Origin of the sequence: Eubacterium sp. SB2 (genome assembly GCF_001244405.1) — a bacterium.
GTDB lineage: Bacteria > Bacillota > Clostridia > Lachnospirales > Lachnospiraceae > Faecalicatena > Faecalicatena contortus_B.
In genome coordinates, this window is record NZ_LN865152.1 from 1 (window position 1) to 18,596 (window position 18,596).

At 47.6% G+C, this 18,596-nt stretch carries 18 protein-coding genes; 1 reads left to right on the plus strand and 17 read right to left on the minus strand.

Annotated features, from left to right (window positions below; translation table 11 throughout):
- Window positions 1-538: 538 nt before the first annotated feature.
- The 6 genes from BN1938_RS07595 to dapF form a co-directional block, all read right to left on the minus strand.
- Window positions 539-1,126 carry a DUF1349 domain-containing protein gene (locus BN1938_RS07595; RefSeq protein ID WP_050640040.1) on the minus strand — a complete coding sequence of 196 codons (588 nt, stop codon included), beginning with the start codon at window positions 1,124-1,126 and terminating at the stop codon, window positions 539-541.
- A 68-nt stretch (window positions 1,127-1,194) separates the two neighbouring features.
- A complete protein-coding gene (radA, locus tag BN1938_RS07600) occupies window positions 1,195-2,547 on the minus strand; it encodes a DNA repair protein RadA (RefSeq protein ID WP_050640041.1) in 1,353 nt (450 codons plus the stop codon).
- 140 nt (window positions 2,548-2,687) lie between these two features.
- Complete coding sequence (locus BN1938_RS07605) at window positions 2,688-3,101, minus strand: hypothetical protein (protein ID WP_050640042.1); 414 nt, start codon at window positions 3,099-3,101, stop codon at window positions 2,688-2,690.
- Window positions 3,102-3,174: 73 nt separating this feature from the next.
- Window positions 3,175-5,619 carry an ATP-dependent Clp protease ATP-binding subunit gene (locus tag BN1938_RS07610; protein ID WP_050640043.1) on the minus strand — a complete coding sequence of 815 codons (2,445 nt, stop codon included), beginning with the start codon at window positions 5,617-5,619 and terminating at the stop codon, window positions 3,175-3,177.
- An 84-nt stretch (window positions 5,620-5,703) separates the two neighbouring features.
- Window positions 5,704-6,081 carry a GntR family transcriptional regulator gene (locus BN1938_RS07615; RefSeq protein WP_050640044.1) on the minus strand — a complete coding sequence of 126 codons (378 nt, stop codon included), beginning with the start codon at window positions 6,079-6,081 and terminating at the stop codon, window positions 5,704-5,706.
- Between the two features lie 342 nt (window positions 6,082-6,423).
- Window positions 6,424-7,281 carry a diaminopimelate epimerase gene (dapF, locus tag BN1938_RS07620; RefSeq protein WP_050640045.1) on the minus strand — a complete coding sequence of 286 codons (858 nt, stop codon included), beginning with the start codon at window positions 7,279-7,281 and terminating at the stop codon, window positions 6,424-6,426.
- A gap of 213 nt (window positions 7,282-7,494) precedes the next feature.
- On the opposite strand from dapF, the gene BN1938_RS07625 reads away from it, so the two are divergent.
- Window positions 7,495-8,334, plus strand: coding sequence for an AraC family transcriptional regulator (locus tag BN1938_RS07625; protein WP_050640046.1), 840 nt, complete (start codon window positions 7,495-7,497; stop codon window positions 8,332-8,334).
- On the opposite strand, the gene BN1938_RS07630 is transcribed toward BN1938_RS07625, so the two are convergent.
- The 11 genes from BN1938_RS07630 to BN1938_RS07680 all read right to left on the minus strand — a co-directional run bounded on the left by BN1938_RS07630 (window position 8,286) and on the right by BN1938_RS07680 (window position 18,543).
- Window positions 8,286-8,762 (minus strand): threonine/serine exporter family protein, encoded by a 477-nt coding sequence (locus tag BN1938_RS07630; protein WP_050640047.1) that lies wholly within the window; start codon window positions 8,760-8,762, stop codon window positions 8,286-8,288. The genes BN1938_RS07625 and BN1938_RS07630 overlap by 49 nt on opposite strands.
- On the minus strand, window positions 8,759-9,691 hold the full coding sequence (locus BN1938_RS07635; RefSeq protein ID WP_082202888.1) for a threonine/serine exporter family protein: 933 nt from the start codon (window positions 9,689-9,691) through the stop codon (window positions 8,759-8,761). The genes BN1938_RS07630 and BN1938_RS07635 overlap by 4 nt, the downstream gene beginning before the upstream one ends.
- Window positions 9,692-9,970: 279 nt before the next feature.
- Window positions 9,971-11,713: a carbon starvation CstA family protein gene (locus BN1938_RS07640; RefSeq protein ID WP_050640048.1), complete on the minus strand. Its 1,743-nt coding sequence runs from the start codon at window positions 11,711-11,713 to the stop codon at window positions 9,971-9,973.
- Window positions 11,714-11,757: 44 nt separating this feature from the next.
- The gene (locus tag BN1938_RS07645) at window positions 11,758-12,276 is read right to left on the minus strand and encodes a DUF8052 family protein (protein WP_050640049.1); all 519 of its coding nucleotides are present in this window, start codon (window positions 12,274-12,276) and stop codon (window positions 11,758-11,760) included.
- 125 nt (window positions 12,277-12,401) lie between these two features.
- Window positions 12,402-13,712: a sensor histidine kinase gene (locus tag BN1938_RS07650; RefSeq protein ID WP_050640050.1), complete on the minus strand. Its 1,311-nt coding sequence runs from the start codon at window positions 13,710-13,712 to the stop codon at window positions 12,402-12,404.
- Complete coding sequence (locus BN1938_RS07655) at window positions 13,702-14,382, minus strand: winged helix-turn-helix domain-containing protein (protein WP_025656583.1); 681 nt, start codon at window positions 14,380-14,382, stop codon at window positions 13,702-13,704. Before BN1938_RS07655 ends, BN1938_RS07650 begins: the two co-directional genes overlap by 11 nt.
- A 4-nt stretch (window positions 14,383-14,386) precedes the next feature.
- A complete protein-coding gene (gene phoU, locus BN1938_RS07660; protein WP_050640051.1) occupies window positions 14,387-15,064 on the minus strand; it encodes a phosphate signaling complex protein PhoU in 678 nt (225 codons plus the stop codon).
- Window positions 15,065-15,067: 3 nt separating this feature from the next.
- Complete coding sequence (gene pstB, locus BN1938_RS07665; RefSeq protein ID WP_050640052.1) at window positions 15,068-15,817, minus strand: phosphate ABC transporter ATP-binding protein PstB; 750 nt, start codon at window positions 15,815-15,817, stop codon at window positions 15,068-15,070.
- Window positions 15,818-15,832: 15 nt separating this feature from the next.
- Window positions 15,833-16,693 (minus strand): phosphate ABC transporter permease PstA, encoded by an 861-nt coding sequence (pstA, locus tag BN1938_RS07670; protein WP_050640053.1) that lies wholly within the window; start codon window positions 16,691-16,693, stop codon window positions 15,833-15,835.
- Window positions 16,686-17,579: a phosphate ABC transporter permease subunit PstC gene (gene pstC, locus BN1938_RS07675; protein WP_050640836.1), complete on the minus strand. Its 894-nt coding sequence runs from the start codon at window positions 17,577-17,579 to the stop codon at window positions 16,686-16,688. The genes pstA and pstC overlap by 8 nt, the downstream gene beginning before the upstream one ends.
- A 37-nt stretch (window positions 17,580-17,616) precedes the next feature.
- Window positions 17,617-18,543 carry a substrate-binding domain-containing protein gene (locus BN1938_RS07680; RefSeq protein ID WP_369794763.1) on the minus strand — a complete coding sequence of 309 codons (927 nt, stop codon included), beginning with the start codon at window positions 18,541-18,543 and terminating at the stop codon, window positions 17,617-17,619.
- Window positions 18,544-18,596: the final 53 nt, after the last annotated feature.

Below are 18,596 nucleotides of genomic sequence, written 5' to 3' on the forward strand. Positions count from 1 at the left end.
TCCCTTTTACTGTTCTTACCACCGAGATTAATCTCAGTGATGGGTGCATCATTATGATGCTGTTCTTAAAAATTTTCTCTATAAGAAATTTTCAAGGGTTTGTTGTCTATTGTTTAATTATCAAGGTTCTTTGTTGTTTTTGCTGTCGTTCTTTGTCGTCAGCAGCAACTTTTATATAATACCATGTTCGTTGCCGTCTGTCAAGAACTTTTTTATTTTCCTCTTCTGTATTGAGTTTCCAATAATTTCCAGTCCCTCATGCGACAGCTTTAATAGCTTACCACATCACGTTGCTATTTGTCAAGCATTTTTCGACATTTTTCAACTTGATCTACCAGTTGATTGAACTCCTGCATAACTCCTGTCTGGCTCAGAAGCTTCCGCTCTGCCAGTCTCGCTTGCAACAGGTATGTCATCCGCGATGGAACTTAATATTATCATTCCAGTTCATAATTGTCAATAATTTTCTTATTTTTTATTTTATTCGTATAATTTAGACAACTTATTATTGGATTTGACAGCGCTGTTATGCATTTTTTTACTGATGCGGTTTCCAAAGACATTCTGAAAATACTGCTTCTGAGAACACAGCTTGGAAAGAAGATTTTTCTGGGCTGCATGCGTATACCCCAACATTAATATGTCCTTCCCCTTCGAAAAGATGTGCAATTCTCATCTGCTTAAAATGAATCCCATCGTAAGAATTCTCCACCAGATAATCACTCTTACGCCTGCTCAGTCTGTAAAACATACTCTTCTGATCTGCCGGAATATCCGTAGTCGCCCAGTCTGAATATCCAAAATTGGTGACTACGCTTCCCAGACGCTGAAAATACTCATTCTCGTATTCTATAGATGCTTTCAGCCAGTTATCGCTATCCTGATATACCATAATGCCGCACTGATCAAACCTGTGGGTACTTTCAAATTCAGTTTTAACTGTAAATGAAAAATAGGGCTCGTTAGTTTTTATCAGCAGCGCAGGTGCATTATCATTGCGGAAACCATAGTAGGTACGCTGCCAAAAATCCGTTTCCGGTTCTGTTATAATAGATAGCTTCCCCTCTTCAAAGTTATACAGGGCGGGTTCATGTATCCAAAATGTATTATTTTTTGTAAACTCCATTACCATTTCTCCTTTTTCTTGGACTGATATCATTACTCTTCTTACTTCTATACTTAATATAAAACGTTTTACAAAAGATTCATTGCGTCATTAATTGTCTTAACCCCCACTATTTTAATTCCTTTCATATCTTTTACCATATCTCTTGATACAGCTGGCAGTACACAGGTCTCAAACCCCAGTTTTTTTGCTTCCGACACTCTCTGCTCAGGCATATTAACTGCCCGGACCTCACCGCTCAGTCCCACTTCCCCAAATACGATCATTTTCTCATCTATCGGCCGGTTTTTATAGCTGGAGACCAAAGCCATTATAATTCCCAAGTCGATTGCGGGCTCATTCATCTTGATCCCTCCCGCTATATTTACATAGGCATCATAATTGGAAAGCGGCAGCCCGATTCTTTTTTCCAGGACAGCCATCAGCAGATTAACTCTGTTATAATCCGTGCCTGCTGCTGTCCTTCTTGGAAGCCCAAAATTACTCTGGCAGACAAGCGCCTGTATTTCAATCAGAATCGGCCTTGTGCCCTCCATCGAACATGCTACCACAGAACCGGATGCATTTTCCGGTTTACCGCTCAGCATATATTCAGAAGGATTTTCCACTTCTGTGAGCCCTGCCTGTCTCATCTCAAAGACGCCAATCTCATTGGTAGAGCCAAAACGGTTCTTTACCCCCCTCAAGATCCGGTAGGACGCATGCCTGTCACCCTCAAAATACAATACAGTATCCACCATATGCTCCAGAACTCTTGGCCCTGCAACCGTTCCTTCTTTTGTCACATGTCCCACGATGAATATGGAAATTCCCAGGCCTTTTGCAAGCTGCATAAAAACATTCGTTGATTCCCTTACCTGGGATACACTGCCCGGTGCAGAAGATACCTCTTCACTGTACATCGTTTGAATGGAATCGATGATCACCAGTTCCGGGCGCCGGCCCTCGATAATATTCTTAATTGTCTCCAGGTTTGTTTCGCACAATAGCTTGAGATTTTCCTTAAATTCCCCCATACGGTTCGCCCGAAGCTTGATTTGTGCCAGAGATTCTTCACCTGATATATATAGAATGTTCTTTTCTTGTGACAGCCGCTGACATACCTGGAGCAGAAGTGTTGATTTTCCGATTCCGGGATCGCCGCCCACCAGAACCAGGGACCCCGGTACTATACCTCCCCCCAGAACCCTGTCCAATTCCTGTATCCCCGTCAGAATCCTTGTGTGATCGTCCGCACTGACCTCCGAAAGCGATACAACCTCCGCTTCCCTTGCAGTCTTAACCACTGCTGTCTTAGCAGTACTTACCTTCTCCTCAACAAAAGTATTCCATTCCTTGCAGGCCGGGCACTGCCCCAGCCATTTTGATTCCTCATGCCCGCAGTTCTGGCAGAAAAATACGCTTTTTTTTGCCTTAGCCATAATGCTCCTTCCTCGCAGGTACCTCATAGGGGTCTGCTCTTTTGCAAAAGGGTCAGACCCCTATGAGACACCTATGAAAAAGAGACAGGTTTATGTTTCCCTGTCTCCTTTTTTATTGCTTTATGCAGATGATTCCAGTACTAACACTTTGATACACTGACAGTCACGCTGTCTCCTTCGCTTACTTCTGTGCTGACGCTTAACTTGCCGCTTAAGTTTGTCATCATCTTGCCAGCTGTTGTACCATTGATAAATACTTCATACTCACTGTCTGGTTCCAGCTCTAATGTGAACTGTACGTCTTCAGGTGCGGATACTGTGAATGTCACTTCTGCATCAGTAGCCTTGAAGTTCTCTACTGTGCTTCCCGGTACGGATTCGTATACGAACATTCCGTTCTTCTCCAGCTTCGTGATCTCTTTAAATGTCTTCACTTTATAGATATCGCCTTCAAATTCGAAATTGTCCATTTTTGTCTTGGATGCTAATGTATAGTCTCCAAAACTGAGTGTTCCGTCATCTTCTGCGCGTAGTAGTTCTTTTACTGTTGCCATTTTTATTATCCTCCTAGGTATTTCAGATTGATGGTTATCCTGTTTGTATTATATAATACTTCGTTTTTATTTTCTACTCATTTATGGACTTTGGGTAAAATTTAATTTCTTTTTTAGATACTCCTGCCTCCACACGGTCCCCTTCTTTTACTTCACCGTTTAAGATCGCCTCAGCCAGCTTATCCTCCAGTTCTGTCTGCATGGCTCTCCTGAGGGGACGGGCACCATATTTTGCGTCGGTCCCTTTCTCGACAATGAATTTCTTCGCAGATTCCCTGAGCGTAAGTGTTATATTCATCTGTTCTTTCACGCGTTTTGTGAATTCTCTGCACAGCAGAGTTACAATCTGCTTCATATGGGTATTGTTCAGCGCATGGAATACTATAATTTCATCAATCCGATTCAGAAACTCCGGACGGAAGATCGTTTTCACCTCATCCATCACGTTCTGCTTCATCCGCTTATAATCCCCTGCCGGGTCTTCTTTGGCGGCAAATCCCAGTTTCTTAGGCTCTACGATTGCTTTTGCACCCGCATTGGATGTCATAATGATTACCGTATTGCAGAAATCTACTTTCCGCCCCTGGGAATCTGTAATATGGCCGTCATCCAGCACCTGGAGAAGTATGTTAAATACATCCGGATGCGCTTTCTCCACTTCATCAAATAGTATAACCGAATAGGGATGCGTACGCACCTGATCACTGAGCTGTCCGCCTTCTTCATGCCCAACATACCCCGGAGGAGACCCTATCATCTTAGATACAGAGTGCTTCTCCATATACTCTGACATATCGACCCGGATCATAGAATCCTCATTTCCGAACATCGCCTCCGCAAGCGCTTTTGAGAGTTCCGTCTTACCTACACCCGTGGGGCCCAGGAACAGAAAAGAACCAATCGGACGTTTTGGGTCTTTTAATCCAACACGCCCCCTCTTAACGGCTCTGGCCACGGCACTGACTGCTTCCTCCTGGCCCACGACCCTTTTATGAAGAACCTGTTCCAGCTTTTTCAGTCTGTCCGTATCGCTCTCAGCAAGCTTCTGCACCGGCACTTTTGTCCACGCAGATACCACGTCTGCAATATCGTCTTCTTTCACTTCCGGATGGTGGGATGCCGTCTTTTTCTGAAAACGCTTTTTCAGGTTTTCCAGCTTATCCTCAACCGCTTTCTGTTCCGTGTGAACAAGAGATGCCTTCGTAAAGTCGCCGGATTTAATGAGCTCCTCTTTCTGCTTGAGCAGTTCTTTCAGGGAATCTTCCAGACTTTTAAGATTCTCCGGCACTTTATAACCCCGCATACTGACCCTGGAACACGCTTCGTCCAGGACATCAATTGCTTTATCCGGAAGATTTCTGTCTGTAATATATCTTTCCGACAGCTGTACCGCTGCTTCAAGGGCCTCCTCCCGTACAGATACCTTGTGGTGGGCTTCGTATTTGCCGCTCAGTCCATGCAGGATCTCAAGGCATTGTTCTTTGGTCGGCTCCTCTACCGTAATCGGCTGGAACCGGCGCTCCAGAGCCGCATCTTTTTCGATATATTTTCGATACTCCGCAATCGTCGTTGCGCCGATCAGCTGCATCTCTCCGCGGGCAAGGGATGGTTTTAGGATACTGGAAGCGTCAATCGCTCCTTCCGCTCCGCCTGCTCCGATCATTGTATGCAGCTCATCCAGGAAAAGAATAATATTGCCGCTGGCCTTTACATCGCCAATCAGCCCTTTCATACGCTCCTCAAACTCCCCGCGGTACTTGGAGCCCGCAATCAGCCCCGGCAGATCCAGGGTGTAAATCTTTTTGCCTTTCATATTATCCGGTACCACACCCATAGCAATCCTGGAAGCGAGCCCCTCTATAATGGCAGTTTTCCCAACACCGGGTTCCCCTACCAGACAGGGATTGTTCTTTGTCCTTCTGCTCAGTACCTGCATCAGTCGGTAGATCTCCTGCTCCCGGCCTACAACAGGATCCAGCCGGCCCTCTTCCGCCTCGGCAGTCAGATCTGTACAGAACTGCTCCACCACGGCGCTTTTTCCGTGGGTTTCATCCTGCAGTTCCTCCTGATACTCTTTCGGATCCACTCCTGCCGCATTCAATACATCCTGTAAAATCTTCTGCAGACTGATATTGAGCGTAGTCAATATTCTGGTTGCAACACAGTCCACATCGTGGACCATCGCCAAAAGCAGATGCTCCGTACCCACGCTTTTTGTATGAAGGCACCGCGCCTCCCTGTTGCTGTTCTCCAGCAGATACTGCAGCCGCGGGCTCTCCTCCGGATGCTCCACACTCAGCACATCCCCTGCCGGTGTAATCAGCTCATCCATCAGATGGAGGATGCGCTCTTCATCCACGCCGTTCGACGCCAGAATCTGTCCGGCCACCCCTGTAAACTCCTTGCGCAGCCCCAGCAGCAAATGCTCCGTACCAATATACGGATGCTTCAGCTTCTTTGCCATCGATGCCGCATATTTAATGGCGCATTCGGCCTGATTTGTATAATTTATCTGCATATTTTCCTCCTGTCACTATTCAATCAATTTTAAAATTATATCGCCTTTATCCCATCATAAATCGAGACTCCTTCCAGAAGTCTCTTAAAAGGCTCCATCATACACATCAAATATTTCATCCACCAGATTATGCACTTCTTCCCTGGAAATATTCTTACAACAGCCCTTTGCCAGTAAAATTGTAAGCTGCTCCCTCATCTCGTCCAGCGCTTTCATCTTATCCACATCCAGGGCAATAACCGCGCCCCGTCTTCTGTCCAGCTGAATAAACCCTTCCTGCTTCAGAACGCTGTATGCCTTATTTACCGTATGCATATTCACCCCGACCGTGTCAGCAAGCTGACGCACAGACGGAAGCGAATCCCCTTCATGAATCGTAGAAGTAGCAATCCCCATAATAATCTGATTGCGCAGCTGAATATAAATCGCCTCTTCACTGTTAAAATCTATCTCAATCAGCATATCATCACCTGCCTTTAATTGTTATACCTATGTTAGCACAAACACCCCAGTCCCCGCAAGTGAAAATTGTAGGTGTTATTCATATACCGGAGCTATGCTGTGCCGCCAAACGTATCAGTACGCTGCCCCCGTTAAGGAGCCTCCCCGGTTAACGGCCTTACCTACCGATTGGATGCACCCAGCGAAAGGAAGGGATGGCCGCAAGCCGTCCAAGTGCACCTATGCCGCCTCGAAATGCTAAAGCGGGCCTTAGAATTTCTTAGGTTCGCGTCCGCATTTCGAGGCGGCATAGGTGCACTTGGGCGGCTTGCGGCCATCCCTTCCTTTTGCGGCTCCCTGCCGTCAAACCGCCCGCAGTTTCTCCACAAACTCATTAGAAAGAGAGATTTTTGCCACATAGAATACTTCTCCGGTCATGTAAACCTCCCAGTTATCATCGATCTCTACCTGCAGTTCCCCGCCCGGCATGTGTACGATTACTTTATTTCCGGTCAGGCCCAGTTTGTGGGCCACTCCTGCTGCTGCACACGCTCCTGTGCCTGTTGCCATCGTGTAACCGGCTCCTCTTTCATATGTTTCTATGGCAATATTATTGTTGTCGATCACTTTCATAATCTCTGTATTTATTCTGTCCGGAAAATACCTTGCAACCTCGGAATAATTACCGATCTTGCATACAAGCGGCTGCGAGATCTCACGCATTGGGATAACGCAGTGAGGATTGCCCACGGATACACAGGTTACCGGATACAATGTCCTGCCGAATACCATGTCTTCATTGATGACCTCGCGGCGCTCTCCTGTCACCGGAATCTCATCGCTCCAGAAGGACAGACGCCCCATGGAAATACGCAGCCTGCTGCCGTCTTCGTTCAGATACGTGATTTCCACCAGTCCTCCGTCTGTCACAAGTTTGTAATTCTTCTTCTGCACATAGCCGGCATCCTTCAGGTATTTGGCAAAAATACGCACTCCGTTTCCGCTCTTTTCGGCAACGCTTCCGTCCGGATTCCATATGCGAAGGGACATGTGTTTTTCCCCGATAAACGGACCTTCCAGTATCCCGTCAGAGCCCAGCCCCATATTGCGGTTGCAGAGCATCTCCACATTTGCTTTATTTAATTCTAATTCATTCTTATTCGGATCAAAAACCAGATAATCATTTCCAAGACCATGATAACGTTCCAATGTAATTTTCATAATAACGCACCTCCTGTTTCTATCATTATATCAGGCATTTTTTTCATATAATACTTATTAAATGCTTTTCACATTGCAGATAATGCTCTATACTATATTTGACGGCATTTACGCGGGGCCGGCCGGAGCAGTCAGGCACTTGCAGGGAATGCCCGGAGGCACACGGATTCATGTGTCTTCATCCCTGACAATCATAACGAAAAGGAGACGCTTATGCAGCAATACAATAAAAGAGGTTATCTAAACAGCGATTTCCGTATATTCCATCTAAAGGACAGTATCTCCAAAGAGTTTGAATTTCACTACCACGACTTTCATAAAATTACTATATTTATAAAGGGTAAAGTACAATACATCATAGAAGGCAAATCCTATGAACTTGAACCTTACGACATTGTACTGGTGAACCGCAACGATATCCACCGCGTACAGGTGGACAATTCTCTGCCCTATGAGAGAATCATCGTCTATATTTCTCCCGGTTTTATGGAGGATTATCAGACGCCGGAATATGATCTGAATTACTGCTTTGAGAAAGCAAAAAAGGAACGCTCCAGTGTACTTCGAATCCATTCACTAGAGAAAAGTTCTCTTTTCCGGATTACAAACCGCCTGGAGCGTTCCTTTGAGGATCAGGAGTATGCCAGCTCTCTTTACCGCCAATTGCTGTTTTTGGAATTCATGATACACCTGAACCGCGCCGCCATCAAAAACCGCGTGGAGTTTCTGGATACAGAATTGTATAATTCTAAGATTGTTGATATCATGCATTATATTAACGGACATCTTACGGATCATCTGGACATCGATACTCTTGCAGGCATCTTCTACATCAGTAAATACTATATGATGCGGCTGTTCAAGGCAGAGACCGGTTATACCATCGGCAGCTATATCACCTACCGGCGCCTGCTCTTTGCCCGGGAGCTAATCCTGGACGGCATGCCCATTACAGAGGCCTGTTTTGCCAGCGGATTCCGGGATTATTCCACCTTTTCCAGAGCCTACAAATCGGAATTTTCTGAGGCGCCGCGCAGCCTCCTTCGCCAGTAGCTGAGGCTGAACCACTGCTTCGGTATGGTGACAATAAACACAATGCCAAGCACAATCGCAAAAGCAATCTTCAGCGCTTCAATGCCTCTGACTGCCGCCTCCCGCAGGCTGCCCTGCACAAGGTTATATACCGTATAGTAGACTCCCGCCCCGGGAATCAACGGGAATATACCCGGTACAAGGAATACGGTAATCGGACACTTCATCCACACAGCCAGCATCCTGGACATCAGCACCACCAGCACAGTTCCCAGAAATGTAGAAGTTGCTATAGAAGCGATATTCTCACTTGCCAGATAGCAGAGCCATCCCGCCATCCCCGTCAGCCCGCAGCAGAAGTAAAATCTCCGCGGCACATTGAATAAAACAGAGAATGCGATTGTCCCCAGAAAAGAGCAGAACATATTAACCAGCACAAATCCTGTCATGGTATCATACCTCCCGTGAGCTTATTGAAACATCCCAGCACGAACCCGACTCCGATGGCGATATAGACAAAGACGAGAAGGGCATCCACGATCCTTACGATCCCTGAGATAAAATCGCTGTTTGCAATATCCCGGATCGAATTGACAAATGCCAGCCCCGGAACCAACGGCAGTATGGAGCCTATGATCAGCTTGTCTATCCTCACCGGGAAGGGCCACGGAATCTGAAGAGCAAACAGCGCCATAATCGTAATAAGCCCTCCGCCCACAATATGAATGATAATCTTTGACAGCCTGTGGTTCTCCGCAAAGATCACAAATATATACAGTAGGCACCCAATCACGACTGCCAGCATGCTTTCCCATAGGTTGGCCTGCAGCAGATAGCAAAAACAGCCGCTTCCAATGCCTGCGGCAAATACCCGGAACCGTCCCCTCTTGGGCGGCATCGCCTCGATCCGCCGCAGCCGCTCCTTTGCCTCCTCCAGCCCCACCTTTCCAGCCGCAATCTCTCTTGACAGATCATTCACTTCGGTAACAATCCCTAAATGGAAGCCGGAAATCGGAATATGCTTCACCTTGGCATACACTTCCTCCGCCTCATCCCTGGCAGTCATAAAAATACCGTTGCTCATGACAAAAGATTCCACATCCTTAATGTGAAATCTCCTGCAGACATGTTCAATGGTCTCCTCCACCCTGAAAATCTCCGCCCCGTTCTTCAGCAGTACCCGCCCCATATTCATTGCCAGATCCAGCACATCCCGCATAGCTTCCTGTTCTCTGCCCGTAAAGCCTGCCGGACTGCAGACTGCCTCGCCTCCGCCCGTTCTTTCTCCATCGTCCCTGTCAGAAGCGGGATTCGCTGCGTTTATATTTTTTATCACGATCTGTTCTGCATCTTTTCTCATGCTAACCCTTTCATCCATGTAAAAACCCCCAAAACATCTATGGGATAGTATTTACAAATTGCCGAAACAATTGCAGATATCCCTATTAAATTACTTTTTGATCCTAAGTAATTTATTTTAGCATGCTTTGAGGGTAAAGTCATCTCACTTTATATAGTTATTCATTTAACAAAAGGACAAAAAGTAACAGTTCCGACAGGTCTGCGAGGACCCTACGAAAACTTGATGGTTACAGACATACAGACCTTCGACGCAGACGAATTTAAATGGCCTGAATTGTCAACCAAAATTCTTCTGTTATGCCTTTGCTTTTTTCTTTGACTGGCCTGTCAGAGTCTTGATTCCGTCCACGGCAAGCACTGCTGCCAGTACAATCAGAAGTACGCTGATCACAAGCCGGATATAGCACCAGCCAACTCCGTCCGCACCGGCAAGAATTCCGGCAAAGTTGGACTTAATTGTGAGGCACAGCGAAGTAATGGTTACAATCAGCATAAAAGCCATCGGAACCAGGAACATTTTATTGTTCTTGCCCACCTTGCCAAGCCATGTCGCAACCGCGAGGAGGCCCAGGGCAGCCAGCAGCTGGTTTGCAGCTCCGAACAGCGGCCATACATTTGCATATCCGGTCATACCAAGCGCAATGCCAAGAACAACAGTAATAATCGTTGCCACGTATGGATTAGTCAGAACCTTCTTATAACCGGTCACCGATTTGACCTCTTCGCCCGGTTCCAGCCAGAATTCCTGGAACATATAGCGGGCAAGCCGTGTAGCCGTATCCAGGGAAGTCAGGCAGAATGCGGAGACTGCAAGCACCAGCATAGAGAATATCACACTTTCAGCTCCCTTTAAGAACGGGATCGTGGACGTCATCTTGGAAATACCGGTTGCAAATACATTCGTAGGCACTACCAGTTCCCCTGCGGAGTAAAACTTCCATACATATCCGACAGCACAAAGAGAAATAATTGCCAGCGCGCACTCGATCAGCATACCGCCGTATGCGATCGGGCGGGCATCTTTCTCACTGTTCAGCTGCTTGGCAGTGGTACCGGAACCAACCAGTGAATGAAAACCTGAAATCGCGCCGCAGGCGATGGTGATAAACAATGCAGGGAACATATATCCCAAAGAGGTTCCTGTAGGCATCAGCGTATCCTTAAATCCGGTAAATGCAGGAATATCCAGACTTGCATTTCCTGTTATCCCCGCGCCGATCACACCGATCACCGCAACCGCCATCATAAAATAAAGCAAAAAAGAGCTCAGATAGTCACGCGGCTGTAACAGGATCCAAACCGGTGTTACGGATGCAATTAAAATATAAATTCCCACAATAACCATCCACGTCTTATTATTCAGGTACAGAGGATGCCAGTTCAGTCCGATTACCATACAGAGAATAATGGCAATCACGCCAATGACGGTAGACACGCCCAGTGATGCGTTTTTGCGGTAAACCAGGAATCCGAATATCACAGAAATCACGATAAACAAAATCGATATCATCGCCGTTGATGAATTCGCTGCAGATGCAGCGTAGTCCACCGCTCCGGACTCCGTATAGGTTGCCATAAATGTATTTGCAACAATAGATGCAAATGCGGCAACAACAAGGAGTAGTGTCAGGTAAGAGAAGATAATGAATATCTTCTTAGCCTTTGTCCCCATAGAGTCAGCGATTACTTCACCGATGGACTGCCCTTTGTGGCGGATCGATGCAAATAATGCGCCGAAATCATGGACTGCTCCGAAGAAGATACCTCCGATCAATACCCATAGCAATACCGGCACCCATCCGAATACGGCCGCCTGTATCGGGCCGTTAATCGGGCCTGCCCCTGCAATCGAAGAGAAATGATGTCCCATCAATACAGGCGCCTTGGCCGGACAATAATCCATCCCGTCTTCAAGCTCATGTGCCGGAGTCTTTCTCCCCGGATCCACACCCCACTGTCCTGCAAGCCATTTGCCGTATGTAACATACGCAATGACCAGAATCAGAATACCTGCAAGTAAAATTACTACTGCGTTCATTGTTCACACTCCTTTTTTCGTAATTATAGCTTTATATAAAAAGGTCAGAAGACCTTCTCATATCCTTTGACCAGCTCCCTCGCCGCCCGGTTGCCGGACACCCTGCGGTTCTCCATATCAAAAACGAGCACCCTGGCCTCTGCATATCCCCGCAGGCCAAGCCGGTAATTCTTAAAAAACTTAAAGTCTCTGACGGCCTTTTCCGCCTCCTTTGTCAAACCTCTCTCGCTGATAAACACCGCCGTGATATATGTATACATATGATTCTCGCAGGTACAGGCTTCTCCATTCCTCACCAGTTCAGGCTCAATGAATGAAACAATGTGCCCGCGGAAGCGCTGGATATTCTCTGCTTTCAGTCTGTCTATGCACGAAAAAAACGTATGCTCAAAACAATCTGCCCGCCACAATTCAGCCTTCTTCACAAGGACATACTTTGCGCTGGTCACATTAAAAGCCGCATACGCTTCGTATCTGTCCCCTTCGACATCATATGGACGGGTAATATCAAAAGCCGCCTGATAAGACTGCAGCAGTTTTTCTAAAAGTTCATGCCCTTTCATTGTCTGTTTCTCCTTTAGGCTTTCTTGCTTTGATGCTCTGAAGCGGCAAAAAACCGCATGGTCTAGTTTACACCAGCCCAAACGGTTTTTCAATGATATATTTTATACTTTTTTAATAAATTATATCAAAATTTAATATCTATGCGTGTCCCCTTTCCCGGCTCGCTGTCCACGGCCACCCTGGCTCCGTGCAGAAGCGCCCCATGTTTTACAATAGAAAGGCCCAGCCCGGTGCCGCCGCTCTCTTTGGAGTGGCTTTTGTCCACACGGTAAAAACGCTCAAATATCCGTTCGTGGTGCTCTTTCGGTATTCCGATCCCGGTATCTGCAACGCATACCTTTGGCCCCTGAAGCGTATTGCCGGCCCAGACGGACACCTGACCGTCCGCTGTGTTGTATTTGATCGCATTTTCACAGACATTATAGATCATTTCATCTAAAATCTGGCGGATACCGTGATACACGACAGGCTCTCCCTCCACCACGATGTGCACTTTTTTCGCGTTTGCCTGCGGGGAAAGACGGCTCACGATCTCCCGGCAGAGGGCATAGAGGTCCACATCCTCTTTCTCAAGCTCCACAGACTCCTCATCCAGCTTGGAGAGCCTGATAATATCTTCCACAAGCGTAATCAGACGCCGTGCCTCTTTGTATATCCTGTCAGAGAATTTGGGAACGTCCTCGGGCCTCACCATTCCATTTTTCATGATCTCCGCATACCCCGATATAGAAGTCAGCGGCGTCTTTAGTTCATGGGAGACATTGGCGGAAAATTCCTTGCGCATATTGGAAACGGCATCCTTCTCCTTATTCTGCCGGTCCATCGCCTCCAAAAGAGGGGTCATCTCCTCGTACACAGCATTGTCCAGCGGATGCTCCAGATCCAGTTCATTGATGGGCTTGATCAGCCGGGCGGTCTGCCATTTTGCCATCAGCCAGGCCATAACCAGCATAACAGCGGCCAGAATACATATCACCGGCAGCATTCTCAGAGCCGTACTCACCAGTCCGTCCATCAGCTTAGATACGCGCAGTACTGTCCCGTCATCCAGAAGAAGGGCGTAATAATACATCTCTTTTCCCAGCGTGCCGGATACCCGGATATCCTCACCACTGCCGCTCTCCAGGGCGCTTTCCACCTCCTGCCTGAATCTATGGTTGTCCAGCGTGGATTCGTCCCGCCTGGAATCATACGCCACGGTTCCGTCTGTATCAATCCGGGTCACCCGGGTCCTCACATCCACTTCATCCATCTGTTCCAGGTAGGCCGGGCCCGAAATATTAATCGCAGTCTTGATATATCTGGCCTCCTGCCGCACCTCTGTCTTCAATAAAGTCAGGTTCTGCCGGTATATCACAACGGTCAGAACCAAATAAGAGATCAGCAGCGTTATAGACAGCACAAACACCATGCTTCTCTGGATTCTAGCTCTCATTCGCTCCTCCTACGCGGTATCCAACGCCCCTCACAGTCTCGATAATCTCGCCCTTCTCTCCCAGTTTCTGCCGCAGCGTCCGTACATGTACATCTACCGTTCTGGTCTCACCGTCAAAATCATAGCCCCAGATATCCTCCAGCAGCTGATCCCTCGTGAGTACAATATTCTGATTCCTCATCAGTCTTTCCAGCAGTTCGAACTCCTTAAGTGTCAGTGTAACGGCTTTTCCGTCCACGGTCACCTCGTGCTTTTTTACATTCACACAGACGCCGCCCACGCTCATATCATCTTTGTCCGGCGCTCTGCCCGTACGCCGCATGACGGCTTTTACCCTGGACACGAGTTCCATCATTCCAAACGGCTTTGTCACATAGTCATCCGCCCCTGAATCCAGGCCGATTACCTTATCGTACTCCGCGCCCTTGGCCGTTACCATAATCACAGGAATGTCCTTCGTCTTGGAAGAACTCTTCAGCTTACGGAGCAGGGAAAGCCCGTCTTCTCCCGGCAGCATAATATCAAGCAAAATAAGCTCTGGCGTATCGAACGCCAAAGCCTCCATAAAAGAGCCGCCTTCCGCGAAGCCCTGTGCCTTGAGCCCTGTTGTCTCCAGTGTGTAAATCACCAGCTCCCGGATGTTGTCGTCATCTTCTACGCAATATATCATGTTGTCACTCCTTTATCAATTTTTCTCCCAGAGCCGTTCCATTTCTGTGGACCCCTGTGATAGAAAATTCGACCCATTCGGCGATATTGGTAGCATGGTCGCCAATACGCTCCAGATACTTTGTCACCATAATCAGGTCAAAGATTCTCTTTCCATTTTCGCCTCTTTCTTTCCGGATATAGTCCACAAGTTCGTCACGGATCGTGTCAAACAAATGGTCTACGGCATCGTCGGCCTCCACAACGTTCTTGGCCAGTTCCAGGTCCTTTGTTACATAGGCCGTTACGCTGTCCCGCACCATCCTGCTCGCTGCTGCCGCCATGATGCCGATTTCCTTGATATCAGCCGCGGTATTATGCCTGGAGGATATCACAATCTCCGCAATATCTGCCGTCTGGTCGCCGATGCGCTCCATATCCGTGATCATCTTCAGCGCCGCCGAGATCCTGCGCAGATCCTTTGCCACAGGCTGCTGCTGTAAAAGAAGCTTCAGGCACAGTCTTTCAATATCCTTCTCCATCTGGTCGATCTCTTCATCGGCCTCCATGATCGCTCTGGCCTGTTCCATATCGCATTCCTCCAGCGCTTTCGTCGCCTTTGCAATGGCCGTCTCGCACAGCTCTCCCATATGAGTGAGCTGCTCATCCAGTAACTGTAGCTGCATGTCAAATCTATTCCGCATTTTTTAACCAAACCTCCCTGTAATATAATCTTCTGTCCGCTTATCCGCGGGTATGGAGAACAATCTCTCCGTATCATTGTATTCTACCACCTCGCCAAGAAGGAAAAATGCCGTATTGTCCGACACGCGCACCGCCTGCTGCATGTTATGCGTTACCATGACTATAGTATAATCTTTTTTCAGTTCCATCGCAAGGTCTTCTATCTTCGATGTGGAAATCGGATCCAGCGCGGATGTGGGTTCATCCATCAGGAGAACCTCCGGCTCCACCGCCAGCGCCCTGGCTATACACAGACGCTGCTGCTGCCCGCCGGACATCCCCAGTGCACTTTTCCTTAGCCGGTCTTTGCATTCTTCCCAGATCGCCGCGCTGCGCAGGGACTTTTCCACAATATCATCCAGCCGGGATTTGGAATGAATTCCGTGGGTCCTCGGCCCAAATGCAATGTTGTCGTATATGCTCATCGGAAACGGATTCGGCTTCTGAAACACCATACCCACACGTTTACGCAGCAGGTTCACATCCATTCCCCGGAATATATTTTCACCGTCCAGCAGGATCTCCCCTTCAATACGGCAGCCCTCAACCAGATCGTTCATCCGGTTAATGGACTTTAACAACGTCGATTTACCGCAGCCGCTGGGCCCGATAAATGCTGTGATTTTATTCGCTTCTATCTCCAGGTTTACATCCTTCAGGGCTTTGAAATCTTCGTAATACAAATCCAGATTTTTGATACTTATTTTTCCCATATCTGATTCCTTTCTTTATGCTTTTGTTAAACGCCTGGCTATCACACTGGATAATGCATTGATACCCACGACCAGAAGCAGCAGAACCACTGCTGTGGCGTAAGCCTGATCCATATAAAGCCCCTCGCTTGCCAGGTTATACATATGCACGGCCAGGGTCCTTCCGGACCCCATCACGCTGGATGGTATATTTGCCACGGTTCCTGCCGTATACATCAGCGCCGCTGTCTCTCCGACAATTCTGCCGATTGCAAGGATCACACCTGCAAGGATGCCCGGTATGGCGGACGGAAGCACGATCCGGAACACGGTTCTGAGCTTTCCTGCCCCAAGGCCGAAGCTCCCCTCGCGGAAAGTATCCGGCACTGCTTTCAGGGCCTCTTCCGTCGTGCGCATGATCAGCGGGAGAATCATAATGGCCAGAGTAAATGCACCTGCCAGTAGGGAAAAGCCCCAGTCCAGCGTATTTACAAAGAACAGCATTCCAAACAGTCCGTATACGATTGACGGAATGCCGGATAATGTCTCTGTTGTGAGGCGGATGATTCCCATAAATTTGTTGCCTCTTTTCGCATACTCTACCAGGAAGATTGCAGCGAAAATCCCCAGGGGAACGGCTACAACCAGTGACAGCAGCGTCATGGTCACCGTATTCACCAGCGCCGGCATCAAAGATGCATTGTCCGAAGTGTAGGTAAAGGAAAATAAAGAAGGCTTAATATAGGGAACACCGTGCACCAATATATAAATGATCAGGAAGATAAGTACTGTAAAAGTAACGACGGCACCCAGCAAAACCAGAAGCATCATGATAAAGGAACCCGGATGATGCAGATAGGTTTTCATTTTTTGTCGAAATGTTGTTTGATTACTCACGGCCGGACCTCCTATTTAATAATGCTACACTGAAGTTGATAATCAGGATAAATACAAACAGAACCACACCCGTTGCAATCAGCGCTTCTCTGTGTAACTCTGCGGCATACCCCATCTCAATCACGATATTGGCTGTCAGAGTCCTGACACCCTTCAGGAGGCCTGCAGGCATTCTGGCCTGATTACCTGCCACCATGATCACGGCCATTGTCTCTCCGATCGCACGGCCGATTCCCAGGACAATTCCTGCAATTACCCCGGATTTTGCCGCCGGCATGATCACCCGGAATATGCTTCTTTCATGGGTGGCCCCCAGCGCCAGCGCGCCTTCATAATACTGCTGCGGCACGGAACGGATGGCAGACTCTGTCACACCGATAATCGTAGGCAGAATCATCATTCCCAGAAGGATAGAAGCTGTTAAAATACCGCTGCCGTTTCCGCTGCTTTTTGTCAGTCCCATATCACGCCATGTTCTTCCAAGTTCTCTTACCCAGGGAACCAGGACAACCAGCCCGAAAAATCCATATACAACAGAAGGGATACCAGCCAGAAGTTCTGTTGCCGCCTTCAGCGGCCGGTAAATCTTTTTCGGACAGTACATTGCCATAAATACGGAGGTCAGAATCCCTATGGGCACGCCCACAATGATTGCTCCTGCCGTCACATAAATACTGCCGACGATCATGGGAAGGATGCCGTATATATCATTGTTCGGCTTCCACATTTCCCCGGTGATAAATTTTACAAATCCGATCTCTTTCATCGCAGGGACTCCATTTGCAAATAAAAAGACACAAATGAGAGCTACCGCCAGCACCGAAGCACAGGCGGCAATGAAGAATACTCCCTGCATGAATTTCTCATTCCATGCTTTTGATTTCATCGATTCAATTCCCTCTTCCTGGTCAGGTTTCTGAGCTTTATTCAATCACGTCATCCCAGGTGACTGCCTCACCGGTATAGATTGCTTTTACCTGGTCACTGCTCAGCTCATCTACTGTGCTGTTTTTGTTCACAATCACTGCAATTCCGTCTGTTGCAATCACAGTCGCCTGAAGCCCCTCTGACAGTTCCGTATCTTTCAGCTCTCTCGATGCCATTCCGATATCGTAGCTTCCGTCAATCGCAGATGTCATTCCTGTCGTAGAATCCGTTGTCTGAAGTTCGATTTCGGCATTTGCATTGACAGCCTTGTATGCCTCGATCAGCTTTTCCATTACCGGAGAGATGGAAGATGAACCGCCGACTACCGCCTTTCCTGACGGACTTGTACCCTCAAAAGGTTTTACATCATCCACTGCAATATAGTGATTTTCTTCTACAACGGCCTGCCCTTCCTCGCTCATAATGAAGTTAACAAAATCTTTTGCCACTTCGTTGTCCAGGTTTTCCTTGGTTGCAATGTTAAACGGTCTGGATACTTTATATGTACCAGATTTTACATTTTCAGCGGTTGCCTCTGCACCGTCGATTTTTAAGGCCTTCACACTGTCGTCCAGTGATCCGAGTGAAATATATCCGATCGCGTACTCGTCGCCTGCTACTGTCGTCATCATAACGGAAGTGCTGTTTGTAATCTGCGCCTCCTCCGTTGTCATATCAACCTTTTCATCGCCATTTTTTTCTTCGATCCCGAATAGCTCGATAAACGCGCCTCTTGTACCAGAACCATCCTCACGGGATACAATTGTAATATCATAGGAGCTGTCCCAGGAAGCACTCTCCTGCTCCGTCTTTGTATCTGCATTTGCCTCGGCAGTATCTCCCGCCTTGCTGTCGCTGCCGCATCCTGTTGCCGCAACTGCCAGCATACTAACCATAGATAAAACTGCAATAAACTTTTTCATTCTCATTTCACAATTCTCCTTTACATCTTAAATTAATCTTCGGGCGAATACCC